The organism is Corynebacterium sp. DNF00584 (genome assembly GCF_001552965.1).
GTDB lineage: Bacteria > Actinomycetota > Actinomycetes > Mycobacteriales > Mycobacteriaceae > Corynebacterium > Corynebacterium phoceense.
Genome location: NZ_KQ959738.1, coordinates 1 through 25874 on the forward strand (window position 1 = coordinate 1; position 25874 = coordinate 25874).

25 protein-coding genes and 1 tRNA gene are annotated in these 25874 nt (G+C 65.1%); 15 read left to right on the top strand and 11 right to left on the bottom strand.

Going from position 1 to position 25874, the window contains the following annotated elements:
* The first annotated feature begins 176 nt into the window (after positions 1-176).
* Positions 177-1178, top strand: coding sequence for a hypothetical protein (locus HMPREF0307_RS03905; RefSeq protein WP_066487643.1), 1002 nt, complete (start codon positions 177-179; stop codon positions 1176-1178).
* Positions 1179-1428: 250 nt separating this feature from the next.
* On the opposite strand, the gene HMPREF0307_RS03910 is transcribed toward HMPREF0307_RS03905, so the two are convergent.
* Positions 1429-1501: transfer RNA gene (locus tag HMPREF0307_RS03910), tRNA-Arg, on the bottom strand.
* Between the two features lie 117 nt (positions 1502-1618).
* Between HMPREF0307_RS03910 and HMPREF0307_RS03915 the strand changes: the two genes are divergently transcribed.
* The gene (locus tag HMPREF0307_RS03915) at positions 1619-1879 is read left to right on the top strand and encodes a cg0963 family protein (RefSeq protein WP_353935770.1); all 261 of its coding nucleotides are present in this window, start codon (positions 1619-1621) and stop codon (positions 1877-1879) included.
* On the opposite strand, the gene HMPREF0307_RS12855 is transcribed toward HMPREF0307_RS03915, so the two are convergent.
* The 5 genes from HMPREF0307_RS12855 to HMPREF0307_RS03935 form a co-directional block, all read right to left on the bottom strand.
* Complete coding sequence (locus HMPREF0307_RS12855; RefSeq protein ID WP_156435901.1) at positions 1788-2489, bottom strand: hypothetical protein; 702 nt, start codon at positions 2487-2489, stop codon at positions 1788-1790. The two genes, HMPREF0307_RS03915 and HMPREF0307_RS12855, sit on opposite strands and share 92 nt — an antisense overlap.
* Positions 2490-2768 carry a glutaredoxin domain-containing protein gene (locus tag HMPREF0307_RS03920; protein WP_066487659.1) on the bottom strand — a complete coding sequence of 93 codons (279 nt, stop codon included), beginning with the start codon at positions 2766-2768 and terminating at the stop codon, positions 2490-2492.
* A complete protein-coding gene (locus tag HMPREF0307_RS03925; RefSeq protein WP_066487662.1) occupies positions 2765-3298 on the bottom strand; it encodes a dihydrofolate reductase in 534 nt (177 codons plus the stop codon). Before HMPREF0307_RS03925 ends, HMPREF0307_RS03920 begins: the two co-directional genes overlap by 4 nt.
* Positions 3298-4104 carry a thymidylate synthase gene (locus tag HMPREF0307_RS03930; protein ID WP_197418383.1) on the bottom strand — a complete coding sequence of 269 codons (807 nt, stop codon included), beginning with the start codon at positions 4102-4104 and terminating at the stop codon, positions 3298-3300. Before HMPREF0307_RS03930 ends, HMPREF0307_RS03925 begins: the two co-directional genes overlap by 1 nt.
* A gap of 67 nt (positions 4105-4171) precedes the next feature.
* Positions 4172-4933 (bottom strand): 3'(2'),5'-bisphosphate nucleotidase CysQ, encoded by a 762-nt coding sequence (locus tag HMPREF0307_RS03935; RefSeq protein WP_066487678.1) that lies wholly within the window; start codon positions 4931-4933, stop codon positions 4172-4174.
* Between the two features lie 48 nt (positions 4934-4981).
* Here HMPREF0307_RS03935 and HMPREF0307_RS03940 point away from each other — a divergent pair, with 48 nt between their 5' ends.
* Positions 4982-9838, top strand: a complete 4857-nt coding sequence (locus HMPREF0307_RS03940; RefSeq protein ID WP_066487681.1) for an Lhr family ATP-dependent helicase — start codon at positions 4982-4984, stop codon at positions 9836-9838.
* 120 nt (positions 9839-9958) lie between these two features.
* On the opposite strand, the gene HMPREF0307_RS03945 is transcribed toward HMPREF0307_RS03940, so the two are convergent.
* Complete coding sequence (locus tag HMPREF0307_RS03945; protein WP_066487690.1) at positions 9959-10300, bottom strand: winged helix-turn-helix transcriptional regulator; 342 nt, start codon at positions 10298-10300, stop codon at positions 9959-9961.
* A 126-nt stretch (positions 10301-10426) separates the two neighbouring features.
* Between HMPREF0307_RS03945 and HMPREF0307_RS03950 the strand changes: the two genes are divergently transcribed.
* The 7 genes from HMPREF0307_RS03950 to HMPREF0307_RS03980 all read left to right on the top strand — a co-directional run bounded on the left by HMPREF0307_RS03950 (position 10427) and on the right by HMPREF0307_RS03980 (position 17784).
* Positions 10427-11053: an NAD(P)-dependent oxidoreductase gene (locus HMPREF0307_RS03950; RefSeq protein ID WP_066487696.1), complete on the top strand. Its 627-nt coding sequence runs from the start codon at positions 10427-10429 to the stop codon at positions 11051-11053.
* A 333-nt stretch (positions 11054-11386) separates the two neighbouring features.
* A complete protein-coding gene (locus tag HMPREF0307_RS03955) occupies positions 11387-12232 on the top strand; it encodes a DNA-formamidopyrimidine glycosylase family protein (RefSeq protein ID WP_066487705.1) in 846 nt (281 codons plus the stop codon).
* A 105-nt stretch (positions 12233-12337) separates the two neighbouring features.
* Positions 12338-13057, top strand: a complete 720-nt coding sequence (locus HMPREF0307_RS03960) for an NUDIX hydrolase (protein WP_066487707.1) — start codon at positions 12338-12340, stop codon at positions 13055-13057.
* Between the two features lie 13 nt (positions 13058-13070).
* On the top strand, positions 13071-14300 hold the full coding sequence (gene nadA / locus HMPREF0307_RS03965; RefSeq protein ID WP_066487709.1) for a quinolinate synthase NadA: 1230 nt from the start codon (positions 13071-13073) through the stop codon (positions 14298-14300).
* Positions 14301-15830, top strand: a complete 1530-nt coding sequence (locus HMPREF0307_RS03970; RefSeq protein WP_066487713.1) for an L-aspartate oxidase — start codon at positions 14301-14303, stop codon at positions 15828-15830. It begins immediately after the preceding gene.
* Positions 15824-16666: a carboxylating nicotinate-nucleotide diphosphorylase gene (nadC, locus tag HMPREF0307_RS03975; protein ID WP_066487716.1), complete on the top strand. Its 843-nt coding sequence runs from the start codon at positions 15824-15826 to the stop codon at positions 16664-16666. Before HMPREF0307_RS03970 ends, nadC begins: the two co-directional genes overlap by 7 nt.
* Entirely contained in the window at positions 16666-17784 is a 1119-nt protein-coding gene (locus HMPREF0307_RS03980; RefSeq protein WP_066487720.1) for a cysteine desulfurase family protein, read from the top strand. Before nadC ends, HMPREF0307_RS03980 begins: the two co-directional genes overlap by 1 nt.
* Here HMPREF0307_RS03980 and HMPREF0307_RS03985 read toward each other — a convergent pair.
* Entirely contained in the window at positions 17769-18992 is a 1224-nt protein-coding gene (locus HMPREF0307_RS03985) for an MFS transporter (protein WP_066487722.1), read from the bottom strand. The two genes, HMPREF0307_RS03980 and HMPREF0307_RS03985, sit on opposite strands and share 16 nt — an antisense overlap.
* Before the next feature lie 93 nt (positions 18993-19085).
* On the opposite strand from HMPREF0307_RS03985, the gene HMPREF0307_RS03990 reads away from it, so the two are divergent.
* Positions 19086-19499, top strand: coding sequence for a YccF domain-containing protein (locus tag HMPREF0307_RS03990; protein WP_066487725.1), 414 nt, complete (start codon positions 19086-19088; stop codon positions 19497-19499).
* A gap of 86 nt (positions 19500-19585) precedes the next feature.
* The gene (locus tag HMPREF0307_RS03995; protein ID WP_066487727.1) at positions 19586-19999 is read left to right on the top strand and encodes a hypothetical protein; all 414 of its coding nucleotides are present in this window, start codon (positions 19586-19588) and stop codon (positions 19997-19999) included.
* 50 nt (positions 20000-20049) lie between these two features.
* On the opposite strand, the gene HMPREF0307_RS13535 is transcribed toward HMPREF0307_RS03995, so the two are convergent.
* Positions 20050-20226 (bottom strand): type II toxin-antitoxin system RelE family toxin, encoded by a 177-nt coding sequence (locus HMPREF0307_RS13535; protein ID WP_141629001.1) that lies wholly within the window; start codon positions 20224-20226, stop codon positions 20050-20052.
* A gap of 15 nt (positions 20227-20241) precedes the next feature.
* Here HMPREF0307_RS13535 and HMPREF0307_RS12495 point away from each other — a divergent pair, with 15 nt between their 5' ends.
* Together HMPREF0307_RS12495 and HMPREF0307_RS04000 are read left to right on the top strand one after the other, a co-directional pair.
* Positions 20242-20553 (top strand): type II toxin-antitoxin system prevent-host-death family antitoxin, encoded by a 312-nt coding sequence (locus HMPREF0307_RS12495; RefSeq protein WP_082723221.1) that lies wholly within the window; start codon positions 20242-20244, stop codon positions 20551-20553.
* Positions 20554-20576: 23 nt separating this feature from the next.
* Positions 20577-20882 carry a hypothetical protein gene (locus HMPREF0307_RS04000; RefSeq protein WP_066487730.1) on the top strand — a complete coding sequence of 102 codons (306 nt, stop codon included), beginning with the start codon at positions 20577-20579 and terminating at the stop codon, positions 20880-20882.
* 87 nt (positions 20883-20969) lie between these two features.
* Here the strand turns inward: HMPREF0307_RS04000 and pgi are convergent, their stop codons facing one another.
* The gene (gene pgi / locus HMPREF0307_RS04005) at positions 20970-22601 is read right to left on the bottom strand and encodes a glucose-6-phosphate isomerase (protein WP_066487735.1); all 1632 of its coding nucleotides are present in this window, start codon (positions 22599-22601) and stop codon (positions 20970-20972) included.
* Positions 22602-22737: 136 nt separating this feature from the next.
* A complete protein-coding gene (locus HMPREF0307_RS04010; protein ID WP_066487746.1) occupies positions 22738-23112 on the bottom strand; it encodes a chorismate mutase in 375 nt (124 codons plus the stop codon).
* Positions 23113-23230: 118 nt separating this feature from the next.
* Here HMPREF0307_RS04010 and pcrA point away from each other — a divergent pair, with 118 nt between their 5' ends.
* A complete protein-coding gene (gene pcrA, locus HMPREF0307_RS04015) occupies positions 23231-25867 on the top strand; it encodes a DNA helicase PcrA (protein ID WP_082723222.1) in 2637 nt (878 codons plus the stop codon).
* Positions 25868-25874 lie beyond the last annotated feature (7 nt).

Sequence of the window (25874 nt, forward strand, 5' to 3'; positions counted from 1 at the left end):
AATCAGAGGTGTCTACCTAACGGGGGTCAGGTCCGCTCTCTGGCAAGGCCGGCAAGCACTGCCTTGTCGCCTCGACCCCAACACTGGGCTGGCACGCCAAGGAAGGCGACCACGACGGCGAGAACACGAAGAAGACCGCAACGCACACCTGGGGTCTTGAAGCCACCGTTGTCGCCATGTGCGGTGAAGGTTTTGCCGAGCCGGGTGGCGCGCCGGGGCTCATTCTTGGCGTGACTGGCGGGGTGCCTGCCGTGGCACCGTCGCAGCGCGTGTTCGAGTCGCTGAAGAACTTGACCGACCGTCCGGAACTCCCGCGCCGGCACTTCATTGCTGACCGTCTCTACTCGCCGGGGCAGAACCCGGCGAAGTTCCAAATGCCTATGCGCAAACTGGGCTACGGGTTCGTCGCTGACATGCGCCGTGACACCCGCGGTGTCCAGACCATTACGACGTCTGGCGCGCCCATTGTGGACGGTACTGCGTACTGTCCTGCAATTCTCAACATGCCGCGCCTGCTCGACCCCTACACCGCGTGGGAAAAGGGGCAACTGACCGACCAGCAGTTCTCGAACCTGCTTCAGGCTCGCAAGCGTCTGGCGCTCGCGCGTTACGGCACGAAGCCGAACAAGAAGGGTGACGTGCGTCTGGGGTGTCCTGCCCGCGCTGAGGGTGCGGAAATTACCTGCCCTCTCGTGCCGCCTGCCGAGGAAGGCAAGAAGAAGGCAGGCTTCCAAAAAGACGAGCTGACCGACTCCGAGGTGCCCTCCAAGGCTTCCTGCCCGAAGGTCTGCCAGCAGCGCACGGTGACGCTCAAGAACACCGCCGAGGACGGTGCGAAGTTCCTCCAGCATGGACCGGCATTTATGACCGCCGAGTGGCGTAAAGAGTACGGCCGCCGCAACACCATTGAGTCGCGTAACGCCATGCTCAAGAACGGCTCCTACCAGGGTGCCGGCGACGTCACCACGCGCCTTATGCGCGGTTGGGCAGCACAAATGCTGTGCATGGCCATGGCCGCGGTGGGCGTGAACCTTGCCATGCTCGACGCGGCTGCCTGGTCGCGTCCAAATACGTCCCAGAAGCCGACTCCGCCACCGCCGCGGGGCGGCCGCAAGCCCAGCTCGGACGACATTGAGCAGTGGAAGTTGGGCGACAACGCGCCACCAAAGGCGGCATAAGCCAAAGGCCACCGGCTGAACCTTGAGTTTTCGAGGACTTCACGCCGAGTGGCCTACAGGTCGTGGAACGACACCGACTTTCTAAGCAAAAACCGGCCGGCAAAGCCCTTTTCAGGCTTGAAACCGGCCGGTTTTCGTCGTTTCGGGGATAGTTTCTCCAAAAGTTACCGAATTTTGAAGACCGGGTTTAACCTGGAAGGAGTTTCCTGAATTGAACGGAAAAGTTAACCGAAACCCCCGGAAAATTGTGTGCCCCAGAGAGGATTCGAACCTCCGACACCGGCTTTAGGAGAGCCGTGCTCTATCCCCTGAGCTACTGGGGCGGGGGTGATACTTGCCTCCTCACGGGAGGGGGGACAATCACGAGGAATTAGATTACCAGCCTTGCCCATTGGGGCCCTAAATCGGATAACTTGTTGAGTATGGTTAACGATTCCAATGTGAGGTTTCACGATGTCCAGCGCCGCGAAATTGTCACCGAGCTGGTGACGAAGGAAGGCTACAAGACGCTGGCCGTGGAAAAGACGGTGCCGGGTGGTTCCACCGAGCGCATCCTGCTGCTCAATAAGGTGGACGCGCAGCGCCTGAAGACGGCGCTTGAGGAGTACCTCAACACCGTCTACGCGTCCGAGATTTCCGGCATGGCGGGCACGCTGTCGCCGGCTGATATGGTCGAGCTTTTCGGCGAAGACGACGATTAATCTGGCGTGGTGTCGCGATGCGTCTTAGCGCGCCGCGACGAAGGCCGCGAAGTCGGCGAGAGCCCGCTTGAAGAGCGCCTTGTAATGGGCGGAATCCGCGGGGGGAGGTAAGGCCCTTGACCTCAGCGGCGACGGTGGTCTTGCCGGGCGTGCGGGACTGGATGTTCATGGACACGCTGGCCGAGGAACCGTCCGGCGCGGTGGGGCTCGTGGCCGTCACGCGCCAGTAGTTCCACTTGGCCGTCTCGCTGATGCGTGGCTCGCCGTCAAGAATTAGAGGGAGCTGTGGTGCGAACTCGGCCCAGGCGGCGGCGATATCGGCCTGCGCGCCGGGGACGGTCTTTGAGGCATTCGCGCCGAAGGAGCCGTCGCAGCGCTTGCCGGGCACGCGGCGGCCGATGTGCTGCTCAAAAGAGACGGCAACGCCCTGGGCCCACCATTCCAGGTTCTTGCCCTTGAGGACGCCGTCCGGCTGGGCGGCGAGGGTGGCGCGGAGGTGGGAGAGGGCGGCATCGGCAAGCTGGGCGTGGTTGTGGGCGGGGTCGAGGAGCCTCACCCATTCTTCGCCCTGGATGCCCGTGGAACGGGCGACGGTATCCCAGGTCGCCATTTACGCGGTGAGCTCGGCGTACTTCGCGCGAACCTCGGAGGCCGGCGGGTTGGTGACGTGCGTGCCATCAGAGTAGAGGACGGTGGGGACAATGCGGTTGCCGTCGTTGACGGACTTAATCCACTCGTTGATGTCCTCGGTGCCCTCGGCCTCCGCGTCAACGAGGTCGTACGGGGTCTCCGAGCGGTCCAGGTTCTTGCGCAGCTTGGCGCAGAACGGGCACCAATCGGCGTAGAAAATAGTAACGGGTGCGTTGGTCTCAGGGGGCTGGACGGTCATGCGGAGATTTTCCTTTCGTAGGTGAGGAACTTGTATTTCAACGGCAGATCGCTGGGCGGTATTCCCGGCAGCTCCAGATGGCCCTTCTCGGACGTAAGCCAGCCGGTTTCGGCCGTGAGCGAGAAGTGCTCGGGGATTTCGGGGGCGAAGACGGCGTCTTTGCCATAGGCCTCGGCGACATTGGCGTCCATGAGGGTGATTTCCACGCGCTCGACCTGGCCCAGCGTTGCGGCGTAGACCTGGCCGCCGCCGATGATCCAGGCTTCATGCGGAGCGTGCTGCAGGTCGCGGAGGACCTCCGCGCCTGCGGACCATTGGCCGGGCAGCTGGCGCGAGAGGACGTAATTATCGCGGCCGGGCAGTGGGCGGAACGTGGGGTTGAGCGACTGCCACGTCTTACGGCCCATGACGACGGGCGCGCCGAGGGTGACCTCCTTAAAATGGGCGAGGTCTTCTGGCACGTGCCAGGGCATGGTGACGCCGTTGCCAATGCAGCCGTCGAGCGACTGTGCCCAAATCGCGCCCCACATTAGACGGACACCGGAGCCTTGATCGCGGGGTGCGGGTCGTAGCCCTCGAGCTCGAAGTCGGCGAAGTCGTAGTCGAAGAGGCTCGCCGCTTTATTGAGCTTGAGCTGTGGGTAGGGGCGCGGCTCGCGAGTGAGCTGTTCTTTGACCTGCTCGACGTGGTCGTTGTAGATGTGGCAGTCGCCGCCGGTCCAGATGAGGTCGCCCACCTCAAGGCCGGCCTGCTGGGCAAACATGTGCGCCAGGGCCGCGTAGGACGCGAGGTTAAACGGCACGCCCAGGAACATGTCCGCGGAGCGCTGGTAGACCTGCAGGCTGAGCTTGCCGTCGGCGACGTAGAGCTGGAAGAGTAGGTGGCACGGCATGAGCGCCATCTGGTTGAGCTCCGCGACGTTCCAGGCAGAGACGATTGTGCGGCGGGAGTCCGGGTTGTTCTTGAGCGTGTCCAACGCCCCTTGAATCTGGTCGATGTGGCTTCCGTCCGGGGTGGGCCAGGAACGCCACTGCACGCCGTAGACGGGGCCGAGCTCGCCGTTCTCATCGGCCCATTCGTTCCAGATGCGGATGTTATTTTCCTGGAGCCACGTGATGTTCGAGTCGCCCTTCAAGAACCACAGCAGTTCGCCGATGACCCCGTGGAAATAGACCTTCTTTGTGGTCAGCAGTGGGAAGGACTCCGCCAGGTTGTAGCGCAGCTGCGCGCCGAAAATGGAGCGCGTGCCCGTGCCGGTGCGGTCGCCTTTGGGCGTGCCTTCCTCGAGGATGCGGCGCAGGAGGTCTTCATACGGGGTGTCGATCATGCCCAACAGTCTAACGTGTTGTGGCAAAACGAAAGCCCCATCCCGGTTCAGCTGGGACAGGGCGTGTGTCAGGCGTTTAGTTGTACCCGCCGTTGGCCTCCGCGAACTCGGCGGCCGCGGCGAGGACCTCGTCCTTGATTTCCGGGCGGCAGATGACCAGGTCCGGGATGAAAGTGTCTTCGTTGTTGAAGGTGATGGGGGAGCCATCGAGGCGCGAGCAGTGCAGGCCTGCGGCGCGGGCCACGCCCACAGGTGCCGCCTGGTCCCACTCGTACTGGCCACCGGCATGGATATAGCCGTCAAAGTCGCCGAGGAGGACGTGCATGGCCTTCGCGCCTGCGGAGCCGACGCCCACGGTCTCGTAGCCCATCTTCTCCGCGATAAAGCCGGCGACCTGCGGCGGGCGGTTGCGGGAGACCACGAACCTCTTCGACATGGGGCCGGTCACGGCGCGCACGTCCGAGGACTTGAACGTCACGCCCAGGTCCGGCATGCCCACGGCGGCGTGCTCCGGAACGCCGTTGATGACGAGGGCGATGTGGATGGCCCAGTCTTGGCGGCCGGTGGAGAATTCCTTCGTGCCGTCGATGGGGTCGACGATCCACACGCGGTCCTTCTTCAGACGGGACATGTCATCCGTGGCCTCCTCGGAGAGGAAACCATCTTCGGGGCGGTGCTGCTCGAGGACGCGGGAAATCCATTCCTGCGCGAGGACGTCACCAGCGTCACCCAGCTCAAGGCCACGCAGCAAACCGCTGGTGCGCACGCCTTTAAGAATTTCGCCGACGCCTTCAGCGATGTGGTTGGTAAGACGAGAATCTGTAAGTTCGCGGGTCATGGGAATTAGCCTACCTTGCCATGTCGGTCGCCGCGCTACAGTGAAGGAATGACTGACGCCGTCCTCGCTCAATTCCGGCCCGCCGTCCGGGGCTGGTTCGAGGATGTCTTTGCCCGCCCCACCGACGTCCAGGAGCAGGCTTGGCGCGCCATTGCTGCCGATGCCCACGCGCTCGTCGTCGCCCCTACCGGTTCCGGCAAGACCCTCGCAGCGTTCCTCTGGGCGCTTAATAACTTGGTCGAGCGCGAGGGCCAGACGGCACTGCCGCTTCCCGGCGCGGCGTCGGCTGGCGCCGCCGCCGGAAGTCATGGAGGAGTGAAAGTCCTCTATATCTCGCCGCTCAAGGCACTCGGCGTGGACGTGGAGAATAACCTGCGCGCGCCCTTGACAGGCATCGCGCGCAAAGCGGAGCGCCTGGGCGAGGAGGTTCCGGATATCACGGTGGGCGTGCGCTCGGGCGACACCCCGCAGGCTGAGCGCAACCGGCAGGTGCGCCGCCCGTCGGACGTGCTCATCACGACGCCGGAGTCGGCCTACCTCATGCTCACGTCCAAAGCGGCGGGCATCTTAAAGAGCGTGGATACCGTCATCATCGATGAGATTCACGCGCTTGCTGGCACGAAGCGCGGCGTGCACCTCGCGCTGACCCTGGAACGCCTGGCGCAGGTCGCCGGTGAATTCCAACGCATCGGGCTGTCGGCCACGGTGCGCCCGCTCGAGGCTGTTGCGAACTTCCTGGGCGGCGGGCGCCCGGTGGAGATCATCGCGCCGCCGGCGGAGAAGCGCTGGGACCTCACTATTCACGTGCCGGTCGAAGACATGTCGGACCTACCGGTGCCGGAGGCCGGCTCGACGATCGGCGAGATGACCGTCGACGACCCGCTGGGGATAACCGGTGGTCCGCTGCCTCAGCCGCGGTCGGATTCCGGGCTGGGGCGCCAGGGCATCGACGCCGGGCCCACCGAGTCCGCGCTGCCCACGGCGAAGTCCATCTGGCCGTTTATCGAGGACAAGCTGTACAAAGAGATCATGGCGCACCGCTCGACGCTCGTCTTCGTGAACTCGCGCCGCACGGCAGAGCGCGTAACGAGCCGGCTCAACGAGCTCTACGCGGCGGAGCACGATCCGGACTCGCTGTCGTCGGCGTCGCGTCGTCCGCCGTCTCAACTCATGGCGCAGTCAGACGTCGTGGGCAAGGCCCCGGCGGTTATTGCGCGCGCTCACCACGGCTCCGTGTCCAAGGACGAGCGCGCCATGACGGAGACGATGCTCAAGGAGGGCACGCTCAAGGCGGTTGTGGCGACGAGCTCGCTGGAGCTCGGCATCGACATGGGCGCGGTGGAGCTCGTGGTGCAGGTGGAGTCACCGCCATCGGTGGCCTCTGGCCTGCAACGCGTGGGCCGTGCGGGGCATGCGGTAGGGGCGGTATCGGCAGGCTCGTTTTACCCGAAGCATAGGGCGGACCTGCTGCAATCCGCGGTGACGGTGCGGCGCATGCGCGAAGGCCTTATCGAGGAGCTGAAAACCCCGCGCAACCCGCTCGACGTCCTTACGCAACAGACCGTCGCGGCTGTCGCTGCGGCGGGCGAGGACGGCCTCGACGCGGACGAGTGGTACGAGACTGTCCGCCGCGCCTGGCCTTACCGGGACCTGGCACGTGAGGTCTTCGACTCCGTCATCGACTTGGCCTCGGGCGTGTATCCCTCGACGGATTTCTCGGAGCTCAAGCCCCGCGTCGTCTATGACCGGATCACGGGCATGCTGACGCCGCGCCCAGGTGCGCAGCGCGTGGCCGTGACCAGCGGCGGCACCATTCCCGACCGCGGCATGTTTGGCGTCTTCTTGGTGGGTGGCGCGGAAGGCGGCGCACCCCGGCGCGTGGGTGAGCTCGACGAGGAGATGGTTTATGAATCCCGCGTCGGCGACATCTTTACGTTGGGCGCCACGAGCTGGCGGATTGAGAACATCACCCGTGACCAGGTGCAGGTCACGCCTGCGCCGGGGCATACGGGACGCCTGCCGTTTTGGAATGGCGACGCCGCTGGCCGCCCGTACGAGCTGGGCAAGGCCTTGGGTGCTTTCCGCCGTGAGGCCTACTCAGACCCGTCGCTCATTATTGACTCGGACGAGTGGGCGCGCGATAACCTGCTGGCCTACCTGCGCGAGCAGGAGGACGCGACGGGGCTTATCCCGGACGAGAAGACGCTGCTGCTCGAGCGCTTCAAGGACGAAGTAGGGGACTGGCGGCTGGTCCTTCACACGCCGTTCGGCCGTCCCGTCAATGCGGCGTGGGCGCTTGCCGTAGGCGCGCGGGTGGCGGAGCGCACCGGCATGGATCCGCAGGCGGTCTCCGGCGATGACGGCATCGTGCTGCGCCTGCCCGAGGGCGAGGAAGCTCCGGACGCGTCCCTCTTTGCCTTCGATGCCGACGAGATCGCAGATATCGTGACGGAACAGGTAGGCGGCTCCGCGCTGTTTGCCTCCCGCTTCCGCGAGTGCTCGGCCCGCGCGCTGCTTCTGCCGCGCCGGAACCCCGGCAAGCGCGCCCCGCTGTGGCAGCAGCGCCAGCGCGCGGAACAGCTGCTCGACGTCGCCCGGAAGTACCCCTCGTTCCCCATCATCTTGGAGACCGTCCGCGAGTGCCTCCAGGACGTCTATGACCTGCCGGCACTCACGGAGCTCATGCGGGACCTGGGCCACCGGCGCGTGCGCATCGCGGAGGTCACCGTCGATCAGCCGTCGCCGTTCGCGTCCTCGCTGCTGTTTAACTACACGGGCGCGTTCATGTATGAGGGCGATTCTCCTTTGGCGGAAAAACGCGCAGCCGCCCTAGCGCTTGACCCTGCGCTGCTCGCGAAGCTGCTGGGCACGGTGGAGCTGCGCGAACTGCTCGATCCAGAGATCATCGCGGAGGTCGACGCCCAGCTGCAGCGTCGCACCCCGGAGCGCCGCGCGAAGACCACAGAGCAGGTCGCGGACTTGCTGCGCGTGCTGGGGCCCATCCCGGTCGCTGAACTCGGCGAGCATGCCTCGGTGCCGATGACGGCGCTCGACGCTCTGGGTTCGCGCATCATGCGGGTGCGTATTGGCGGGCGCGAGCACCTCGCGCAGTCTCTCGATGCCCCCTTACTCCGCGATGGCTTGGGCGTTCCCGTCCCGCCGGGCATCCCGGCGCAGCAAGCGACGATCACGGATGCGTTGGAGCAGCTCCTGTCGCGCTGGGCGCGCACCCGCGGCCCGTTTACCTTGCGCGAGGCTGCCGATGCCTTCGGTCTCTCCGTCTCCGCTACCTTCGCTGTTGTCTCTTCGTTGGACAGCGTGTTGGAAGGGCACTACCGCCAGGGTGTCGAAGAAACCGAGTACGTGGCCAGCGAGGTGCTGCGCGTCATCCGATCGCGCTCCCTGGCTGCGGCTCGCGCGGCGACGGAGCCAGTCACGCCCGCGACCTATGGACGCTTCCTACCGGACTGGCAGCAAGTGGCACCGGTGGGGCAGCAGCCCCCGTTGCGTGGCGCCGACGGCGTGTTTGCCGTTATCGAGCAGCTCGCTGGGGTGCGTCTGCCCGCCAGCGCCTGGGAATCCCTCGTTTTGCCCGCGCGTGTGGGGGACTATTCCCCGCGGCACTTGGACGAGCTCACGTCCTCGGGCGAGGTTCTCATCCTCGGCGCGGGCAAGGCCGGCGCGTCCGACCCATGGATCATGCTGCTGCCCGCGGACTATGCGGCGCAGCTGGCTCCTCAGCTGGGCGAGTTCGGTCCGTCCATGCTCCAGCAGTCAGTGCTCGACGTGCTTGCACGTGGCGGCGGGTTCCTTTTTGCTGATTTGCTGGCGGAAGTTCCCGGTAGCCTGGCGGCTCCCGGAGAGCTACGAGAGGCACTCTGGCAGCTCGTCGAGGCTGGGCTCGTCGCGCCGGATTCCTTTGCACCGATTCGCGCGCATCTTTCCGGTGGATCTCGCTCCGCGGCGGCGCACCGTTCCAAGCGCCGGCCGAGCCGTTCGCGCCTGCGCATGGGACGCACGTCCTTTGCCCAGTCGCAGCGTGCAACCTCGACCCCGCCGGACGTGGCGGGGCGCTGGGCGCTGGCGGTGCCGGCGGCATCGGAAGCAACGGCTCGCTCTTTGGCACACGGCGAGGCCTGGCTTGACCGCTACGGCGTGGTCACGCGTGGGAGCGTCGTCGCTGAAGATGTGCTGGGCGGCTTCGCGCTGGCGTATAAGGTGCTTTCCGGATTCGAGGAGTCCGGCAAGGCCATGCGTGGCTACGTCATTGAAGGCCTGGGTGCGGCGCAGTTCTCGACGCCTGCTGTCATCGACCGCCTGCGCGGGCTCGCGGATTCACCGGACGTGACCGGCTGGCCGTCGGGCACGCAGGAGCCGCAGACCTACCTGCTGGCCGCGGCGGATCCGGCGAACCCCTACGGTGCGGCGTTGCCGTGGCCGGAGACGGAGGGCTCGCCCACGCGCGCGGCGGGTGCTTTGGTCGTGCTCGTGGACGGCCTGCCCGTCGCGCACCTCACGCGTGGCGGCAAGACGCTCACGACCTTCCCGGTGCCCGCGGGCATCGATGGCGGCGAGGTCGTGGGCTATATCGTGGCGGCGCTCACTGAGGCCGTCGCATCTGGGCGCCTCTCGCCGCTCACCATCGAAAAGGCCAACGGGGCCTCGGTCTTTGAGACCCCGTTGGCGAATCAGCTGCGCGAGCACGGCGCAGGGATTACTCCGAAGGGCGTGCGGATTTCTGGCAAGCTTTCGACCTCCGTGGCGCCGAGCAGGCGGGGACGGTCGCTGTCCGATGCGCTGGAGTCGGTGCCGGAGGCCGAACCCTCTGATGGTGCTGCCGACGCGGGGCGTGAAGGCTGGCGGTCCGCGCCGGGTGGATTCCGGCCGCGTGGGTATCGGCGCTAGGGATACGACTGGTGCCGCAGCACATCCTGGCTTTGGTTTTGTTGCGTTTGGGGGCTGGTTTGGCGGCGTGAAGCGCCATAAACCCAAAGCTGGGTGAGCGGCGGAGCGTGGATACCGGTGCTAGGCGATGTCCTTGGCAACCTGCTGCTGGTAGTGCGTGCCCCATTCGTCCATGGCGTCAAGGATGGGGCGCATGGACTGGCCGAGGGGAGTGAGCGAGTACTCGACGCGGGGCGGGACCTCAGCGAAGACCTCGCGGTGGACGATGCCGGTGTCTTCCATCTCGCGCAGGTTCGACGTGAGGACCTTCTGGCTGATGCCGGTCACGGAGCGCCGCAGCTCGTTAAAACGCATGGTGCCGTCGAGGAGATCGCGCAGGATCATGGCGCGCCAGCGGTTGGACAGAAGCGTGAGTGTCGTCTCGACGGGGCAGGCGGGCAAAGAAGTAAGCGGCTGTTTCATGGCTGTGACCTTGATAGTTTCTTTTTGGTGCCTAGGGCAATTTTGGGTTCCTACTTCCCAAAAGCTACCACATGCGCCTAAGGTTGGCTTCAACGTTAAAGTTAAACCTACTGAAGGAGAACTCCCATGAAGATTGCAGTCATTGCTGCCAACGGCAAGGCCGGCCAGCGCATCGTCAAGGAAGCACAGGCCGCAGGCCACGACGTCACCGCCATCGTGCGTGGCGAGAACCGCTCCGCTGCAACGAACGTCATCACGCGCGACATTATGGACATCACGGCGCAGGACCTCGCTGGCTTCGACGCTGTCGTCAACGCCTTCGGCGCCTTTACCCCGGAGACGCTGCCGCTGCATACCAGGTCCGTGGCACACCTGGGCGACGTGCTCGCCGGTTCCGATGCTCGTCTCTACGTTGTAGGTGGTGCCGGTTCCATGATCGTGGACGATAAGGGCACCAAGCTGCTCGAGATTCCGGACTTCCCGAATATGTTCGTGCCGCTGGCTTCCGCACAGTCGGAGCAGCTCGATTACCTGCGTATGCGTGATGATTTCAACTGGACGTTCGTGTCCCCGGCTGCCGAGTTCGATGCCGAGGGTGAGCGCACCGGGAAGTTTGAGATTGTCGACTCCGACAAGTTCACCGTCGATGCCAACGGCAACAACGAGATTTCCTACGCTGACTACGCCCTGGGCATGGTCAAGCTCATCGAGTCTGGCCTCTACAACCACAAGCGTGTGAACATCCGCCACTAAGAGCTCCAGCGCGCGGCGGCGTTCAGACCGAATAGGTCCAGCGTGCGCCGCGCGTGCGCAGCTCACATCTGCCCACGCCGAGGGGAGAACCACGAGGATTATGCACGCACAGCGGGCGATATTCTCAGCCACCGTGAGTGCGACGGGGACGTCCACCGGCGGTTGCGCGTCGCCGTTGCCGCCGGCGAGCGCCCCGATGATATTCGGCACGAGCAACACCACGAGTTGGTCGGCGCCGTAGGCGTTGAGTCAGTTGAATGTCATGATGACACCTTACGGTTTTAGTTAGGGCTGGCGTAGACTCGCCAGGCGTTAAAGAAGGAGTGATGCCGCGTGCCTGAGGGTGATTCCGTCCTGCAGCTGGCCGAACGCATGCAGTTCATGGTCGGCCGCGAGGTGACTAAGACCTCGGTGCGGGTGCCGCGCTATGCGCTCGCGCGCTTTGACGGGATGGAGTGCGTGGCTGTGTGGCCCTATGGCAAGCATCTCTTCATGGAATTCGCGGGCGACGAGGACGAGCCGCTCATCCTCCATACGCATTTGAAAATGGAGGGCCAGTGGCACATCCATTACGCCGGGGACAAGTGGCGCGCTCCCGGGCATACCGCGCGCGTGGTGTTGCAGCTTGCTGATGAACCGCGCGATATTGAGGTTGTCGGCCACACGCTAGGCTTCGTCGAGGTCTATCCTGAGTCGGATTACCTAGGGCGCATCGAGCATCTGGGCCCAGACATCCTCGACCCGGACTGGGAGACAAATGGCGGGCGTGAGGAGGCGATCCGGCGCATCGAAGCGCGCCCGGAACGCGCCATCGGTGCGGCGCTGCTTGATCAGAAGAATGTCGCGGGCATTGGCAACGAGTACCGTGCAGAGGCCTGCTTTATTGCAGGCGTGCACCCGGGGGCATCGGCAAGCACGGTGGATGTGGCCAAGATTGTGGACGTCTCGCGGACAATCATGTGGGCCAACAGGTTCTCGCCCATCCGAGTCACGACCGGTGTGCGGCGCGCCGGGGAGACGACGTATGTTTTTGGGCGCAACAACGCACGCTGCCGGCGGTGCGGAACACCCATTGAAAAAGGCGTGCTGGGCGGCGTCGATGCCGGTGGAGACAAAGGGGAGCTGGAGCGCATTATCTGGTGGTGCCCGCACTGCCAGCCGGGCCCGCGCGGCGCGTAGGCGCTAGCCCCGCCCGCAGAAGAATGCTTGACATCGTGAGGGCGACCACACTACTTTTCACTTAAAGTCATAATGACCTTAACTAAAAGTGGAGGTGAACGGCCCATGAGCGACTGGCAGAAACTCAACGTCGCGGAGCGGCGGCGGCAGTCGCCGCGCGTCGCCGTGTCCACCGTGGCTTTTGCGCTGCGGCCACCGGCGCATGCGCGTGTCCACGGCAAAGACGAGGGGCAGGGCCTGTGGCTGCCCCTCGTGCGCCGCGTGCGTGCACCCTTCAAAGATGCGTGGGCGCTGCCCGGCGGGCCCACCGCCTGGAACCAGACGCTCACGCAGACCGCGCACGCGACCTTAGTGGCGGCCACGCGCATCGAGCCTAGCTACCTGGAGCAGCTCTACTCCTTCGGCTCGGTCGAACGCAGCGCGGATGCCGAGCGCCTTGTCACCATCGCCTATTGGGCGCAGTACAGCGCGCGCGATGCCGCAGGCGCCACCGCCGCGGCCGGGGAGGACGACAACGTCGCGTGGTTCCGCGCCGACGTCCTGCCGGATCTCGCCTTCGACCACGGGGAGATCATCGCGACGGCGCTCACAAGGCTGCGCTCGCGCACGACGTATGCCGCCGTGGCGCACCGCTTCCTCGACCCCGAGTTCACGCTCGCGCAGCTACGCGAGGTCCACGAGATCATCCTCGGCCGCCCGTTGGATCCGGCGAATTTCCGAAGACAGATGCTGGCGTCGAAGACGCTGGAAGAAACCGGCCACTCCCTGGCGGGCGTGAAGCATCGACCCGCAAAAACCTACAGATACCTCCCCGAAGAAGACTAGAAAGAAGACCACCATGCCCAGCGTGCGCGAACTCATCAGGCTTGCCGCAAAGGATGAAGCCTGCGGCACCGATCTTGCCCAAGACCCGTGGGCGCTTAATCAGGACTCGAGCTATGGCCCGGGCGCCTCCATCGCGGACCCGTTCCCTGTAGATGCGCCGCACCAGAGCGCGCTGCCGGAGCGCTACACCCAAGCCAGCCCCGAGGAACTCGACGCCATGATCGCCGCGGCGAAGGAAACTTTGGGCGAACGCGTGAAGATCCTCGGTCACTTCTACCAGCGCGACGAGGTCGTGACATACGCAGACTTCGTGGGCGACTCCTTCAACCTGGCGAAAGCCGCGAAGGCGCATCCGGAAGCAGACGCCTTCGTCTTCTGCGGCGTGCACTTCATGGCGGAGACCGCAGATATCCTCTCGGGCGCGGACCAGGCTGTCATCCTGCCTAATCTCGCTGCGGGTTGCTCCATGGCGGATATGGCAACGCTCGCGCAGGTCGAGCGCGCTTGGGCTGACATCACGGCGGCCATCGAGGCACCCGTCCCGGTGACGTACATGAACTCGGCGGCGAATATCAAGGCCTTCTGCGGCCGCAACGGAGGCATCGTGTGTACTTCCTCGAACGCCACGACGGTCCTCGAGTGGGCCTTTGAGCAGGGACAGCGCGTGCTCTTCCTGCCGGATCAGCACCTGGGCCGCAATACCGCGCACACCATGGGCATCCCGGACGAGGAGATCGTGCTGTGGAACCCGCGGAAGGGCCTCACCCCGGAGGAGCTCGAGCGCGCTCGCGTCATCGTGTGGGATGGCTTCTGCTCCGTGCACAAGCGCTTTACCGTCGCTCAGATTGAGCGCGCCCGCGCCGAGTTCCCCGGCGTGCGCGTCATCGTCCACCCCGAGTGCCCGGCACCCGTCGTGCAGGCTGCCGATGCCGCCGGTTCCACCGAGCTCATTCGCCGTGAGGTCGCAGCCTCCCAGCCGGGCGATGTGCTCGCCATCGGCACGGAGATCAACCTCGTCAATCGTCTCGCCGCGCAGTATCCGGACCGCACCATCTTCTGCCTCGACCCGGTGGTCTGCCCGTGCTCGACGATGTACCGCATCCACCCGGCCTACCTCGCGTGGACGCTCGAGTCTCTCGTCGCTGGCGAGATACCCAACCGCATCACGGTCGACGACGCGGTGGCAGCCGATGCCCGCGTCGCCCTCGAGCGCATGCTCGCCGCCCGTCCGAAGGCGGTTTAAATGCGTGACGTTCTCGTTGTCGGCTCCGGCGTTGCGGGCATGAGCGCGGCGCTTGCCGCCTACGCCGCGGGCGCACACGTCACGCTCGCCTATCCTGGCCCCTCCATTCAGGGAAGCGCGGGCAGTACGCAGCTTGCCCAAGGCGGAATTGCAGCGGCCCTCGCCCCGGCGGATACCTGGCAGTCGCACCTCGCCGATACCTTGGCCGCGGGTGCAGGTCTCGTCGACGAGTGCGCCGCCCGCGAGCTCGTGCGCCGCGGCCGGGGGCGCGTCGGTGCGCTGCTCGACGCAGGTTTCCCGGCCGACCGCCACGGTGACGGGAGGCTGGACCAAGGATTGGAGGCCGCGCATTCCTTCTCGCGCATTGTCCATGCGGGCGGCGACCGCACGGGCGCGGAGCTCCATGAGTTCCTGCGCGGCGAGGTCGCGCGGACCCCTGGGATCACTCAGCTACCGGAGCGTGCGCTGCATTCGCTCGTCCTGCGCGACGGCGTCGTGACCGGCGCGAAAACGAACAGGGGCATCCTGCTTGCCGATGCCGTCGTCCTCGCCACCGGCGGATATTGCGGGGTATACCCGCGCTCGACCGGCGCGCCTGGCGCCACGGGCCACGGCATTCTTGCCGCCGCGCGGGCCGGTGCGCTCGTCGCGGACATGGAATTCGTGCAGTTCCATCCCACGGTGCTCGAAGGCACGCGCCACCTCATCTCCGAGGCCGTGCGCGGCGCCGGTGCCGTGCTTCGCGACGACGCGGGCCGGCGCTTTATGCTCGACGTGGACCCGCGCGGGGAGCTCGCGCCGCGCGACGTCGTGGCGGCTGCCATCTTCCGTGCGCAGAATGCGACGGGCGGGCATATCTGGCTCGACGCCACAGCCGTCGAGGGCAACGAGCCTGGTCGTCTCGCGGCTGAATTTCCCGGCATCTCCCGCATGCTTGCCGCCGAAGGCTATGACTGGACGCGCGAACCCGTGCCCGTCGCGCCGGCCGCGCACTATTCAATGGGCGGCGTCGTTACGGATATCCATGGACGCACGAGCGTGCCGGGACTCTACGCCGCTGGCGAGGTCGCGAATACCGGCGTGCACGGCGCTAACCGCTTGGCCTCGAATTCGCTGCTCGAAGGCCTCGTCTTTGGCGACGCAGCAGGTCACGCGGCCGCCATAGATCCCACCGCGGCCGCAACCGGGGAGTGGCGCTTTGACGACGCGCGACTGCAGGGTGCGGTCATGGACGTCGCCCCGGCCGCACGGGCCGGCAACGGCACGCTGGCTGACGCCCAGCACGCCATCGCGGCAGGCCTTGGCATCGAGCGCGATGGGGCGGGCATTCGCGCCGCCGCCGCCACCTTGGCGACCGTGACGGATGAGGCGGCGGCGGACGTGGTGGGCATCGGAAAGCTTATCGCCGCGGGCGCACTGGAGCGCACCGAGTCGCGCGGCGCCCATCAACGCACCGATTATCCGCACACCGACCCGCGCCAGGTACACGCCCGCGCGCACCGACTGAAAGCTGAGGTCACCGCATGCTAACTTCCGAGACCATCCGTACTGCGGTCGCCGCGGCCCTGCGCGAGGATGCGCCGTGGGGCGATATCACGGCCGAGGCCGCAATCCCGGCGGAGGCAACGCTGCGCGTGGCCGTCGTCGCGCGTGAGCCCGGCGTCTTCGCCGGCGGTGCCGTCATCGACGAAGCCTTCCGCCAGGTGAGCGTCGCCGTGACGGAGCTCGCCCCCGAGGGCACGCGCTTTGTCGCGGGCGAGCGCTTGGCTGTGGTGGAGGGCCCGGCGCGGGCAATTCTCACAGCGGAGCGCACGGCGCTCAACTTCGCCCAACGCATGAGCGCTATTGCGACCCTCACCGCGCGCTTCGTGGAGCTCGCGGGGCCTGCACGCATCGCAGATACCCGTAAGACGACGCCGGGCCTGCGCGCATTCGAAAAGCACGCGGTGCGCGTGGGCGGCGGGACGAACCACCGCTTCGGGCTCTCGGACGCGGTGATGGTGAAGGATAATCATCTGGCGGCGCTCGGCGTGGCGCAGGCCCCAGCCTCGGAGCTCACGGTGGCGCTGCGCGGACTGCGCGAGCGGGTGGGGCATACAACGTCGATCATCGTGGAGGTCGACCGACTGGACCAGGTCGAGGCCGTTGTGAACGCGGGTGTCGACACGATCTTGCTTGATAACTTCGCGCTCGCGGATGTACGGGCGGCGGTGGAGCTCATCGCAGGCCGCGTGACCGTGGAGGCGAGCGGCAACGTCAACCTCGAGACGGTCGCAGAGATCGCGGCGACGGGTGTGGACGTCATCTCTGTCGGCGCAATAACCCACAGCGCGGGCGTGCTCGACTTGGGGCTCGACGAGCTGTGATGTACCTCGATGCCGCGGCGACGGCGCCGCTGCGACCCGAGGCGCGCGCCGCGATGGAGCGTGTGTGGGACGCAGGGCAGGCGAATGCCTCGAGCCTGCATGCTGCGGGCGCGGCAGCGCGCCGGGAACTCGAGTATGCGCGGGAGACGGTCGCCGCAACCTTCGGCGTGGCGCCGGAGGGCGTGGTCTTTACCTCGGGCGGGACCGAGTCGAATAACTTAGGCGTCCTCGGTCTGGCGCTGGCGCACCCATGCGGGCGCCGGATTGTGACGACGCGCATTGAGCATTCCGCAGTGGCGCAGTCGGTCGCCTACCTGGAGCGCATGCATGGCTTCGCGGTCGACTACGCGGACGTCGACGCGACGGGACGCGTGGAGATGGGGGAGCTGGCGCCGGAGACGACGCTCGTTGCGATGGGCGCGGCGAACTCGGATATCGGAACCGTGCAGGACATCGCTGCGGTGGTGGAGCGCGCTCACGCGGTGGGGGCGCTGGTTCACCTCGATGCGGTTCAAGCCGCGGTCTCGTTGCCCTTTAGCCTTGCCGCGGACGGGTGGCCGGGACCGGGACCGGATGCGGTGGCGCTGGCCTCCCACAAATTTGGCGGCCCGCAGGGCGTGGGCGCGCTGCTTCTGCAGCGGGCGGTGGAGCTTGAGCCGTTGCTCCACGGCGGCGCTCAGGAAGGAGGGCGGCGCGCCGGGACGGAGAATGTTGCAGGTATAGCAGGATTCGCGGCGGCCGTGGTGGCGCACCGGCGTGACGTCGCGCAGCGCGCAGTGGCGCTCATGGACAGCCGGGATGCGCTCATCGCCGCGGTGCTGGAGCGGGTGCCGAGTGCGCGGCTCACGGGACACCCGGAGGAACGCCTGCCTGGACATGCCTCGTTTGTCGTCGACGGCGTCTCCGGCGACGCGCTGCTCGTGGCGCTGGACGCGGCGGGAGTGGCGGCATCGGCAGGCTCAGCGTGCGGGCGGGGGACCTCGTCGGTGCTGACGGCCTTGGGCCTGAACGGGGAGGAAGCCCTGCGCTTTAGCTTGTCGCGGCCGCTGGAGGAGCGGGAAATTGTGCTCATTACCGGGGTGATGGCGCGAGAGGTCGCGCGTTATGCGGGGAGTTGATCCTCGACATAGGTCTGGCGAGATGCGAAGTAGCCAGCGATAAGCGTGACCACGCCGATGGCGGCCATCACCGCGAGCGGAATGAAGAAAGAGCCGGTGGCCTCGTGTGCCGCGCCGGTGAGCAGGGGACCGAGTGAGGCAAAGGTGTAGCCCACGCCCTGGCCGAAAGAGGTGAGCGCGGTGGCGCCCTCGAGGGTGCGTGCCCTGATATTGACGAGCACAATGGCCATGGGGAAGAGGACAGTACCGACGGCGGCGAGCGTGACCCAGAGCCACGGCGCTGCGAGCGGGGCGAAAGCAAGGCCCAACAGCGCGGCAGAAAAGAAGACCGCGGACATGATGACGACGGGGAAGACATTGGCTAGACGCCCGGCGAGCCACGGGCCGACGATCGTGACAGGGATGCCGAGAACACTAAAAAGAGCGAGCATATTCGCGCCGTACTGCGCGGTGTGGCCCGCGTTGGTGAAGATCTGCGGGATGAACGTCATCATCGTGTAGGCCACCAGCGAATTGGAGCCGAACATGAAGGCCATGCCGACGCCGAGGGTGGTGCGCCACACCGGCAGACGGAAGTTGGGCTCGGGCGCGGTGTCGATGGGGTTCGGGCCGCGGTGGATGAGCAGCGGCATCCAACTTACTGCCGCGATGGCGGCGAGCACGCCCCAGGAGCCAAGCGAAATCTGCCAGCCGGGCAGGCCCATGTTCTCCGCCCAGTCCATCATGGGTACGGCGACAACGGGTGCTGCGGCGAGCATGATCTGACTCGACATCATGAAGGTGAGCGACATGCTGGGCACGTGACGCGGGAAGTATTCGCGCACGACAAGCGGCATGGTCGCGTTGAGGATGCCGATGGCAAACAGCGCGATGAGTGAGCCGACGAGCAACAGCCACTCGTTGGGATAGACGACGCGCAGGAGCTGGCCCACGGCGGTAAGTCCGAGCGAGAGGAGCATCATCTCGCTGAGCGTGAAGCGTGCCTTGATGCGGGGGAGCACGAACGCCGAGACCGCGAACATCGCAGTGGGCACCGTGCCGATGATGCCCACCATGGTTCCGCTCATGCCGGTGGAGGCTTGGATTTCCGGAATGAGTGGGGAGATCGCCGTGATGACGGAGCGCAAATTGACCGCGGCCAGGATGATAGCGATGAGTGCAGTGATGCGCGGATAGTGGATGTTCTTATGCGGGGTAGGTGTGCTCATGATGGTGCTTCATCTTAGGTGCTGGTTACGCTGGTGGCGATCCGAGCGTTCCACCCCTGTGCCCTGCAGGTCTGTGCGGCTAGGCTGGGGCTCATGAAGACGATTCTCAACGTGATTTGGTTTATCTCCGGCGGCTTCCTCCTCGCCTTGGGCTACTTCCTGGCAGGCATCCTCGCCTGCATCTTCGTGGTCACCATCCCCATGGGCGTGGCCTCGTTCCGCATGGCACGCTTTGCCCTGTGGCCCTTTGGCAAGACCGTCGTGCAGCCTGCCCGAGGCACCGGCGGCATGTCGGCCGTCTCCAACGCCATCTGGTTCATCATCGCGGGTCTCTGGCTGGCCATCGGCCACGTCGCCACCGCGCTCGCGCAGACCGTGACCATCGTGGGGATCCCGGTGGCCCTGGCTAACCTCAAGATGATCCCGGTGACCTGCTTCCCGTTCGGCCGCAAGATCGTGGACTCGGATGTCATCCCGCACGGCTGGGAGCCCATGATCAAGCTCTAAGAATTTTCTCCAGAAACCGGCTATCGGCAGCGGAAAAGGGATAGACTGAGGACAACCTAGTTCTAATCTTTTACAAGGAGTTCGTCATGCCTGGTTTTAGCCTCGATAAGCTGCAACAGTTTGCCGGCCCTGCCGCCGCGGTGGTCGCGCTCATCATCACGCTGATCGCCTCCCTCGTGCCGGGACTCGGCTCGAGCGCCCCGACCGAGACGAAGGGCACCGTCATCTTCACCGTCGTAGACCGCGCTGGCCTTCCCATGCAGTGTTCCTACACGAGCACGTGGCCAGAGATTCAGACCAAGGAAATCAAATACACCGCGCAGAACGGCACCGTGGGCTTTGACGCCCCAGCCGGCACCACCGTGGAAGTGAACTTCGACTGCCCGGCCGGCAAGGCCACCGCCAGCGCCACCGCACCGGAGACCGGCGTCGCACAGAAGAAGGTCACTGTGGACGGCTTTGCGTTGAGCTCGAAGGATGAGGGATCGAGCGCAGCGTAAACGCAGACCACACTGAAAATGTAGGGACGCCACGGTTGACGTGGGCGTCCCTATTTTTTATTGACACCTCCGCGCGGACCGAGGGTAAAAATCCCGATGACGAGTTGGCCTTGATCCACGGTGTACACCACGCGGTACCTTCCCACGCGGATGCGAAAGCCCCCCTCGCCCTTGGAGTTTCTTGTAGCCCGTGGGGAATGGAAGGGTCTCGAGAGCATCGATGGCATCCTGCATGGCGGAGTATGCAGCGGGAGCACCGCGACGAATTGGGCGTCACTATTGATGAAAGTCGCTTTACTGGGAAGCGGACGATCGTTACCCGCAATGGGAAACGCGTTGCGGCAATCGTTCCCGTCAGTGATCTAGAAAGGCTTGAGGAGCTCGCAATGGAAGCGGATGTTGCTGCCTTTGATGAAGCTCGTCGGGCTGATGATGGCAAGCGCATACCGTGGCGGGATATCCGTGATTCCTCAAGCGCTCGCGACGGAATTTTTGGTTGCCGCGGTCACCGCGTGAGCGCACTGAAAATAGGATTCTCTTTGCTGAGTGCTTAGACATACAGAGAAAGGACAGCGCTATGGGATTCGGTGGAGCCTTCTATAGAAGGGACTCGGACGGGCGCCCGTGGGTGCCGCCGTGGTGGTTCTCCTTCGTCATCCTTCCCTTGTTGGTCATCGCGACGTTCTATGTAAGCCAGGTGACCGGCTGGGGCGGGGTGGCGTCCTCCAATGAGGAAGGCGTGCCGTGGAGCGAGGTGACTTCGGACGGAGTGATTCTCTACGTCGTGGGGTTCATGGCGTTCTACTTCGTCCTCGTGCTGCCCATCTTCGTAGTCCGCAGGCACCTGTGGGATAAGAAGCAGCAGGACGCGTCCCAGTCCTAAAAAGAAACCCTCAGTTCCACCGCGATGGTGAACTGAGAGTTTCTCCTTTGTGCGCCACCGGCGAGGCCGGGGACGCGCGATGTGGTCTTAGCGGTTCTGGCGGTACCAGCGCACGAGCTCGTCAGTGGAGGTGTCGCCGGAGTTGACCTCTTCCTTACCGGAGACGGCCGGGGCCAAGTCATTCGCCTGCTGCTTGCCCAACTCCACGCCCCACTGGTCGAAGGAGTTGATGTGCCAGATCATGCCCTCCGTGAACACGATGTGCTCGTAGAGGGCGATGAGCGCGCCGAGGGCGTGCGGGGTGAGCTCCTCGGCGAGCAGCGTGGTGGTGGGGCGGTTGCCCGGCATGACCTTGTGGGGGACGACCTCGGGGTCGACGCCTTCGTTGGCGATCTCCTCGGCGGTTTTACCAAAAGCCAGGACCTTGGTCTGCGCGAAGAAGTTGCCCATGAGCAGGTCGTGCATGGAACCCGAGCCGTCCGCAGTGGGGAAGTCCTCACGAGGGCGGGCAAAGCCAATAAAGTCAGCTGGGATGAGGTGCGTGCCCTGGTGCATGAGCTGGAAGAAGGCATGCTGGCCGTTGGTGCCCGGCTCGCCGAAGTAAATCTCGCCGGTGTTGTAGTCCACATCCTTGCCGCCGTGGCATACGGACTTGCCGTTGGACTCCATGGTCAGCTGCTGCAGGTACGCAGGGAAGCGGGCGAGGTCCTGGGAGTAGGGGAGCACGGCGTGCGTCTGCGCTCCCAGGAAGTCGGTGTACCAGACGCCGAGCAGACCCATGAGGACCGGAACGTTCTCCTCGAGCGGTGCGGTGCGGAAGTGCTCATCCATGGCATGCATGCCAGCGAGGAACTCGCGGAAGTTCTCCGGGCCGATGGCGGCCATGAGCGACAGGCCAATGGCGGAGTCAACGGAGTAGCGGCCGCCCACCCAGTTCCAGAATCCAAACATGTTCGCGGTATCGATGCCGAACTCGGCGACCTTCTCCGCGTTGGTGGACACGGCGACGAAGTGCTTGGCGACGGCCTCGGTGTCGCCGTCGTAGGCCTCGAGCGTCCAGCGGCGTGCCGCGTGGGCGTTGGTGAGGGTTTCCTGCGTGGTGAAGGTCTTGGAGGCGACAATGAACAGGGTGGTCTCCGGATCGAGGTCCGCGAGGTTGGCCGCCATATCGGATGGGTCGACGTTGGAGACGAAGCGCGCCTCAATATCGCCGGCGAGGTAGGTGCGCAGCGCCTTGTAAGCCATGGCCGGGCCGAGGTCCGAGCCGCCAATACCGATATTGACGACGGTCTTAATCTTCTTACCGGAGTGGCCGGTCCAGGAGCCGTTGTGCAGGGAGGCGACGAAACCTTCCATGCGGTTGAGCACTTCCTGGACATCGGCGTCTACGTCCTGGCCATCGACGGTGAGCGTGGTGCCCGCCGGAGCACGCAGTGCGGTGTGGAGGACGGCGCGGTCCTCGGTGGAGTTGAGGTGCTCGCCCGCAAACATCTTGTCGCGGGAAGACTCGATGCCCGCCGCGTGGGCCATGTCGAGGAGCGCGTCACGCACAGCGTCGTCGATGAGGTTCTTCGACAGATCGACGTGCCAACCAGCGGCGTCGAGCGTCCAGTTCTTCGTGCGGTTGGGATCTGTGGCGAAGAGCTCACGCAGATTCGGGCGTGGAGCTGCGGCGAGCTCGGTGAGAGCGTTCCATTGAGGGTTCGACGTAATGGACATAAGGCGGGGCCTTCCTTCGCTTATTCAGGCGGGGTCTTTTACATCTTCCTACCGTAGTCCAAAAGTTTCACGCACGAGCGGGCAAAGATAGCGAAAAATGGTGCCCGATCGGGGATTTTCGCCACAGCGCGCGTGTCTAGCCCAGGCGCCCGCGGCCCATGCGTAGCAACGCTGACGCGATGGCGGGGCCTTCCTCGCCCAACTCATCGCGGAATTGGTTGATGATCTGCACCTCGCGGGTGTGGACCAGGCGCGTGCCGCCGGAGCTCATGCGCGTGCGCCCGATGGCTTGGGAGACCTGTTGGCGGCGCTTGGCGGCGTCGAGGATGATCCGGTCCATGCGGTTGATCTCCTCGCGGTAGCGCTGGATCTCCGCGTCGGAGAGGGGATCGTCCGTGCCGGACGGCATGCGGACGTCAAAGTCAGACTCGACGTTCGGGGTGGTCGTGCCGGTCTCGGGGATGTCGGTGCCCTCGGGGAAATCGGTACCGGAGTTAGTGTCAGCGCTCATGCGCTCATAATGTAGTCGCGGACACACCAAAAGCCAAGCATAGGGGCAAGATAGGGGCGGGTGTTCGGGCGTGGGGAACGACTCGTGTCGGCGCCTGCTAGTACGGTAGTAAGCCATCATGGATAACGCGTCTCCTTTTAACTCGAACCCTGCCTCAAAGTCGGACTCCGGCTCCACGCCCAACGCCGGCCAGAATCCCTTTGGTGGAGATAACGCCGCGCGTGCGTCCCAGGCACCCGTGCCGGGCTTCCGTCCGCGCCCTCAGGGCGGTTTCGGCGCGCCCGCGGGCGCCGCAGAGGCCGCCGATAGCGGCCAGCCAGCGGGGGAGGACCCGCTCGTTGCGGGTCTCAACCCCCAGCAGAAGGAAGCCGTGGAGCACCTTGGTGCGCCGCTGCTCATTGTGGCAGGCGCGGGCTCAGGCAAGACGGCGGTGCTTACGCGCCGCATCGCGTACCTCATGCATCGCCGCGGCGTGCAGCCGTGGCAGATCCTCGCCATCACGTTTACCAACAAGGCGGCGGCGGAGATGAAAGAGCGCGTGGGTCAGCTCGTAGGTCCCGTTGCGGAGCGCATGTGGGTCTCCACGTTCCACTCCATCTGTGTGCGCATCCTGCGCCAGAACGCGCAGCTTGTGCCGGGGCTGAACACGAACTTCACGATTTACGACAGTGATGACGCGCGCCGGCTGCTCACCATGATTGCCAAGGACATGCAGCTGGACCTGAAAAAGTACACCGGCCGCGTCCTCGCTAACCAGATTTCGAATCACAAGAATGAGCTTGTCGGTCCGGAGGAGGCGCTCGCGGAGGCCTCGAAGACGAAGAACCCGTTCGATACAACAGTCGCGCAGGTCTTCGCCGAGTACCAGCGCCGCCTGCGCGCGGCCAACGCCGTGGACTTCGATGATCTCATTGGTGAGGTCGTGCGCATCTTCACCCAGCACCCACAGGTGGTGGACTTCTATCGTCGGCGTTTCCGCCATGTGCTCATTGACGAGTACCAGGACACCAACCACGCGCAGTACCGTCTTGTCTCCGCGTTGGTCGGCGATGGCGTGGCACCCAATCCGGAACTGTGCGTCGTCGGCGACTCGGACCAGTCTATCTACGCCTTCCGCGGCGCGACCATTCGCAATATCGAGGAATTCGAGCGCGACTACCCGCAGGCGCGCACGATTTTGCTCGAGCAGAACTACCGCTCGACGCAGAATATCCTCAACGCCGCGAACGCCGTCATCGCGCAGAACGAGCACCGCCGCGAGAAGAACCTGTGGACCGCCCACGGGGAGGGGCCCAAGATCATCGGTTACGTCGCGGACAACGAGCACGATGAGGCCCGGTTCATCGCCCAGGAGATCGACCAGCTCGCGGATAGCGGACGCAACTACTCCGATATCGCGGTCATGTACCGCACGAACAACGCGTCGCGCGCGGTGGAGGATATCTTTATGCGCTCGGGCATCCCGTACAAGGTGGTCGGCGGCACGCGCTTCTACGAGCGCCGCGAGATCCGCGATATCGTGGCCTACCTGCGCATCATGGATAACCCGGATGACACGGTGAGCCTGCGCCGCATTATCAACGTGCCCAAGCGTGCGATCGGCGACGCAGCCCAGGGCCACATTGCGGTCCATGCGGACAATATGGGGGTGAGCTTTGGCCGCGCGCTTGTCGATGCCGCCGTGGACAAGGTCCCAGGCCTCGGCGCCCGTGCACGCAACGCGGTGGGGCGCTTCAATGAGATGATGGATGGCCTGCGCGCACAGCTGCCGGGCATGACCAATGAGGTGACAGGGCAGCCGGATCTGGGTGAGCTCATCACGGCGATCCTCGAGGCGACGGGATATAAAGAACAGCTCGAGCAGTCGAATGATCCACAGGATGGTGCGCGCCTCGATAACCTCAACGAGTTGGTTTCCGTCGCGCGCGAGTTCTCCTCGGAGGCCGCGAACCAGATGGCGTTTATGGATGACGACGATAAGGACGTGCTAAAGCAAGCCGAAGAAGACGGAGAAGCCGCGCCGGGCTCCCTGCAAGCCTTCCTGGAGAAGGTCTCGCTGGTCGCTGACGCGGATCAGATTCCGGACTCCGAACAGGGAGTCGTGACACTCATGACGCTGCATACCGCCAAGGGCTTGGAGTTCCCAGTCGTCTTCCTCACCGGCTGGGAGGACGGCCAATTCCCGCACATGCGCTCCCTCGGAGACCCGAAGGAGCTGAGCGAAGAACGCCGTCTGGCGTATGTCGGCATCACGCGTGCCCGTGAGCAGCTGTATCTCACTCGAGCAATTCTGCGTTCGTCGTGGGGCAATCCCTTGACGAACCCGGCCAGCCGCTTCCTCGGCGAGATCCCGGAAGATCTCATCGACTGGCGCCGCGAAGAGCCCGATTCCAGTCTGTCCAGCTCCGGTCACGGAGCTGGAGCGTGGGGCAGTGGTGGAGACGATTATTCTTATGGCCGCAGCTTCGGCCGTGACTGGTCAGGGTACGGGAGCAGCCGCGGTGGCGGCTCGCGTGGTTCCGGGTCGTCCGCGTCTTCCCCAACGCAGCGGCGCCGTGAACCGTCCTCGTCCATGCCAAAGAACAAGAATCTTCACCTTGAGGTCGGCGACCGCGTCAACCATGCCAAGTACGGACTCGGCAAGGTGGTGGCCGCCAGTGGCACCGGCGCTCGCGCGACGGTGACCATTGATTTTGGCTCGGCGGGCACGGTCCGACTCATGCTCATCGGTGGTGTGCCGATGGAAAAGCTTTAGACCGTGC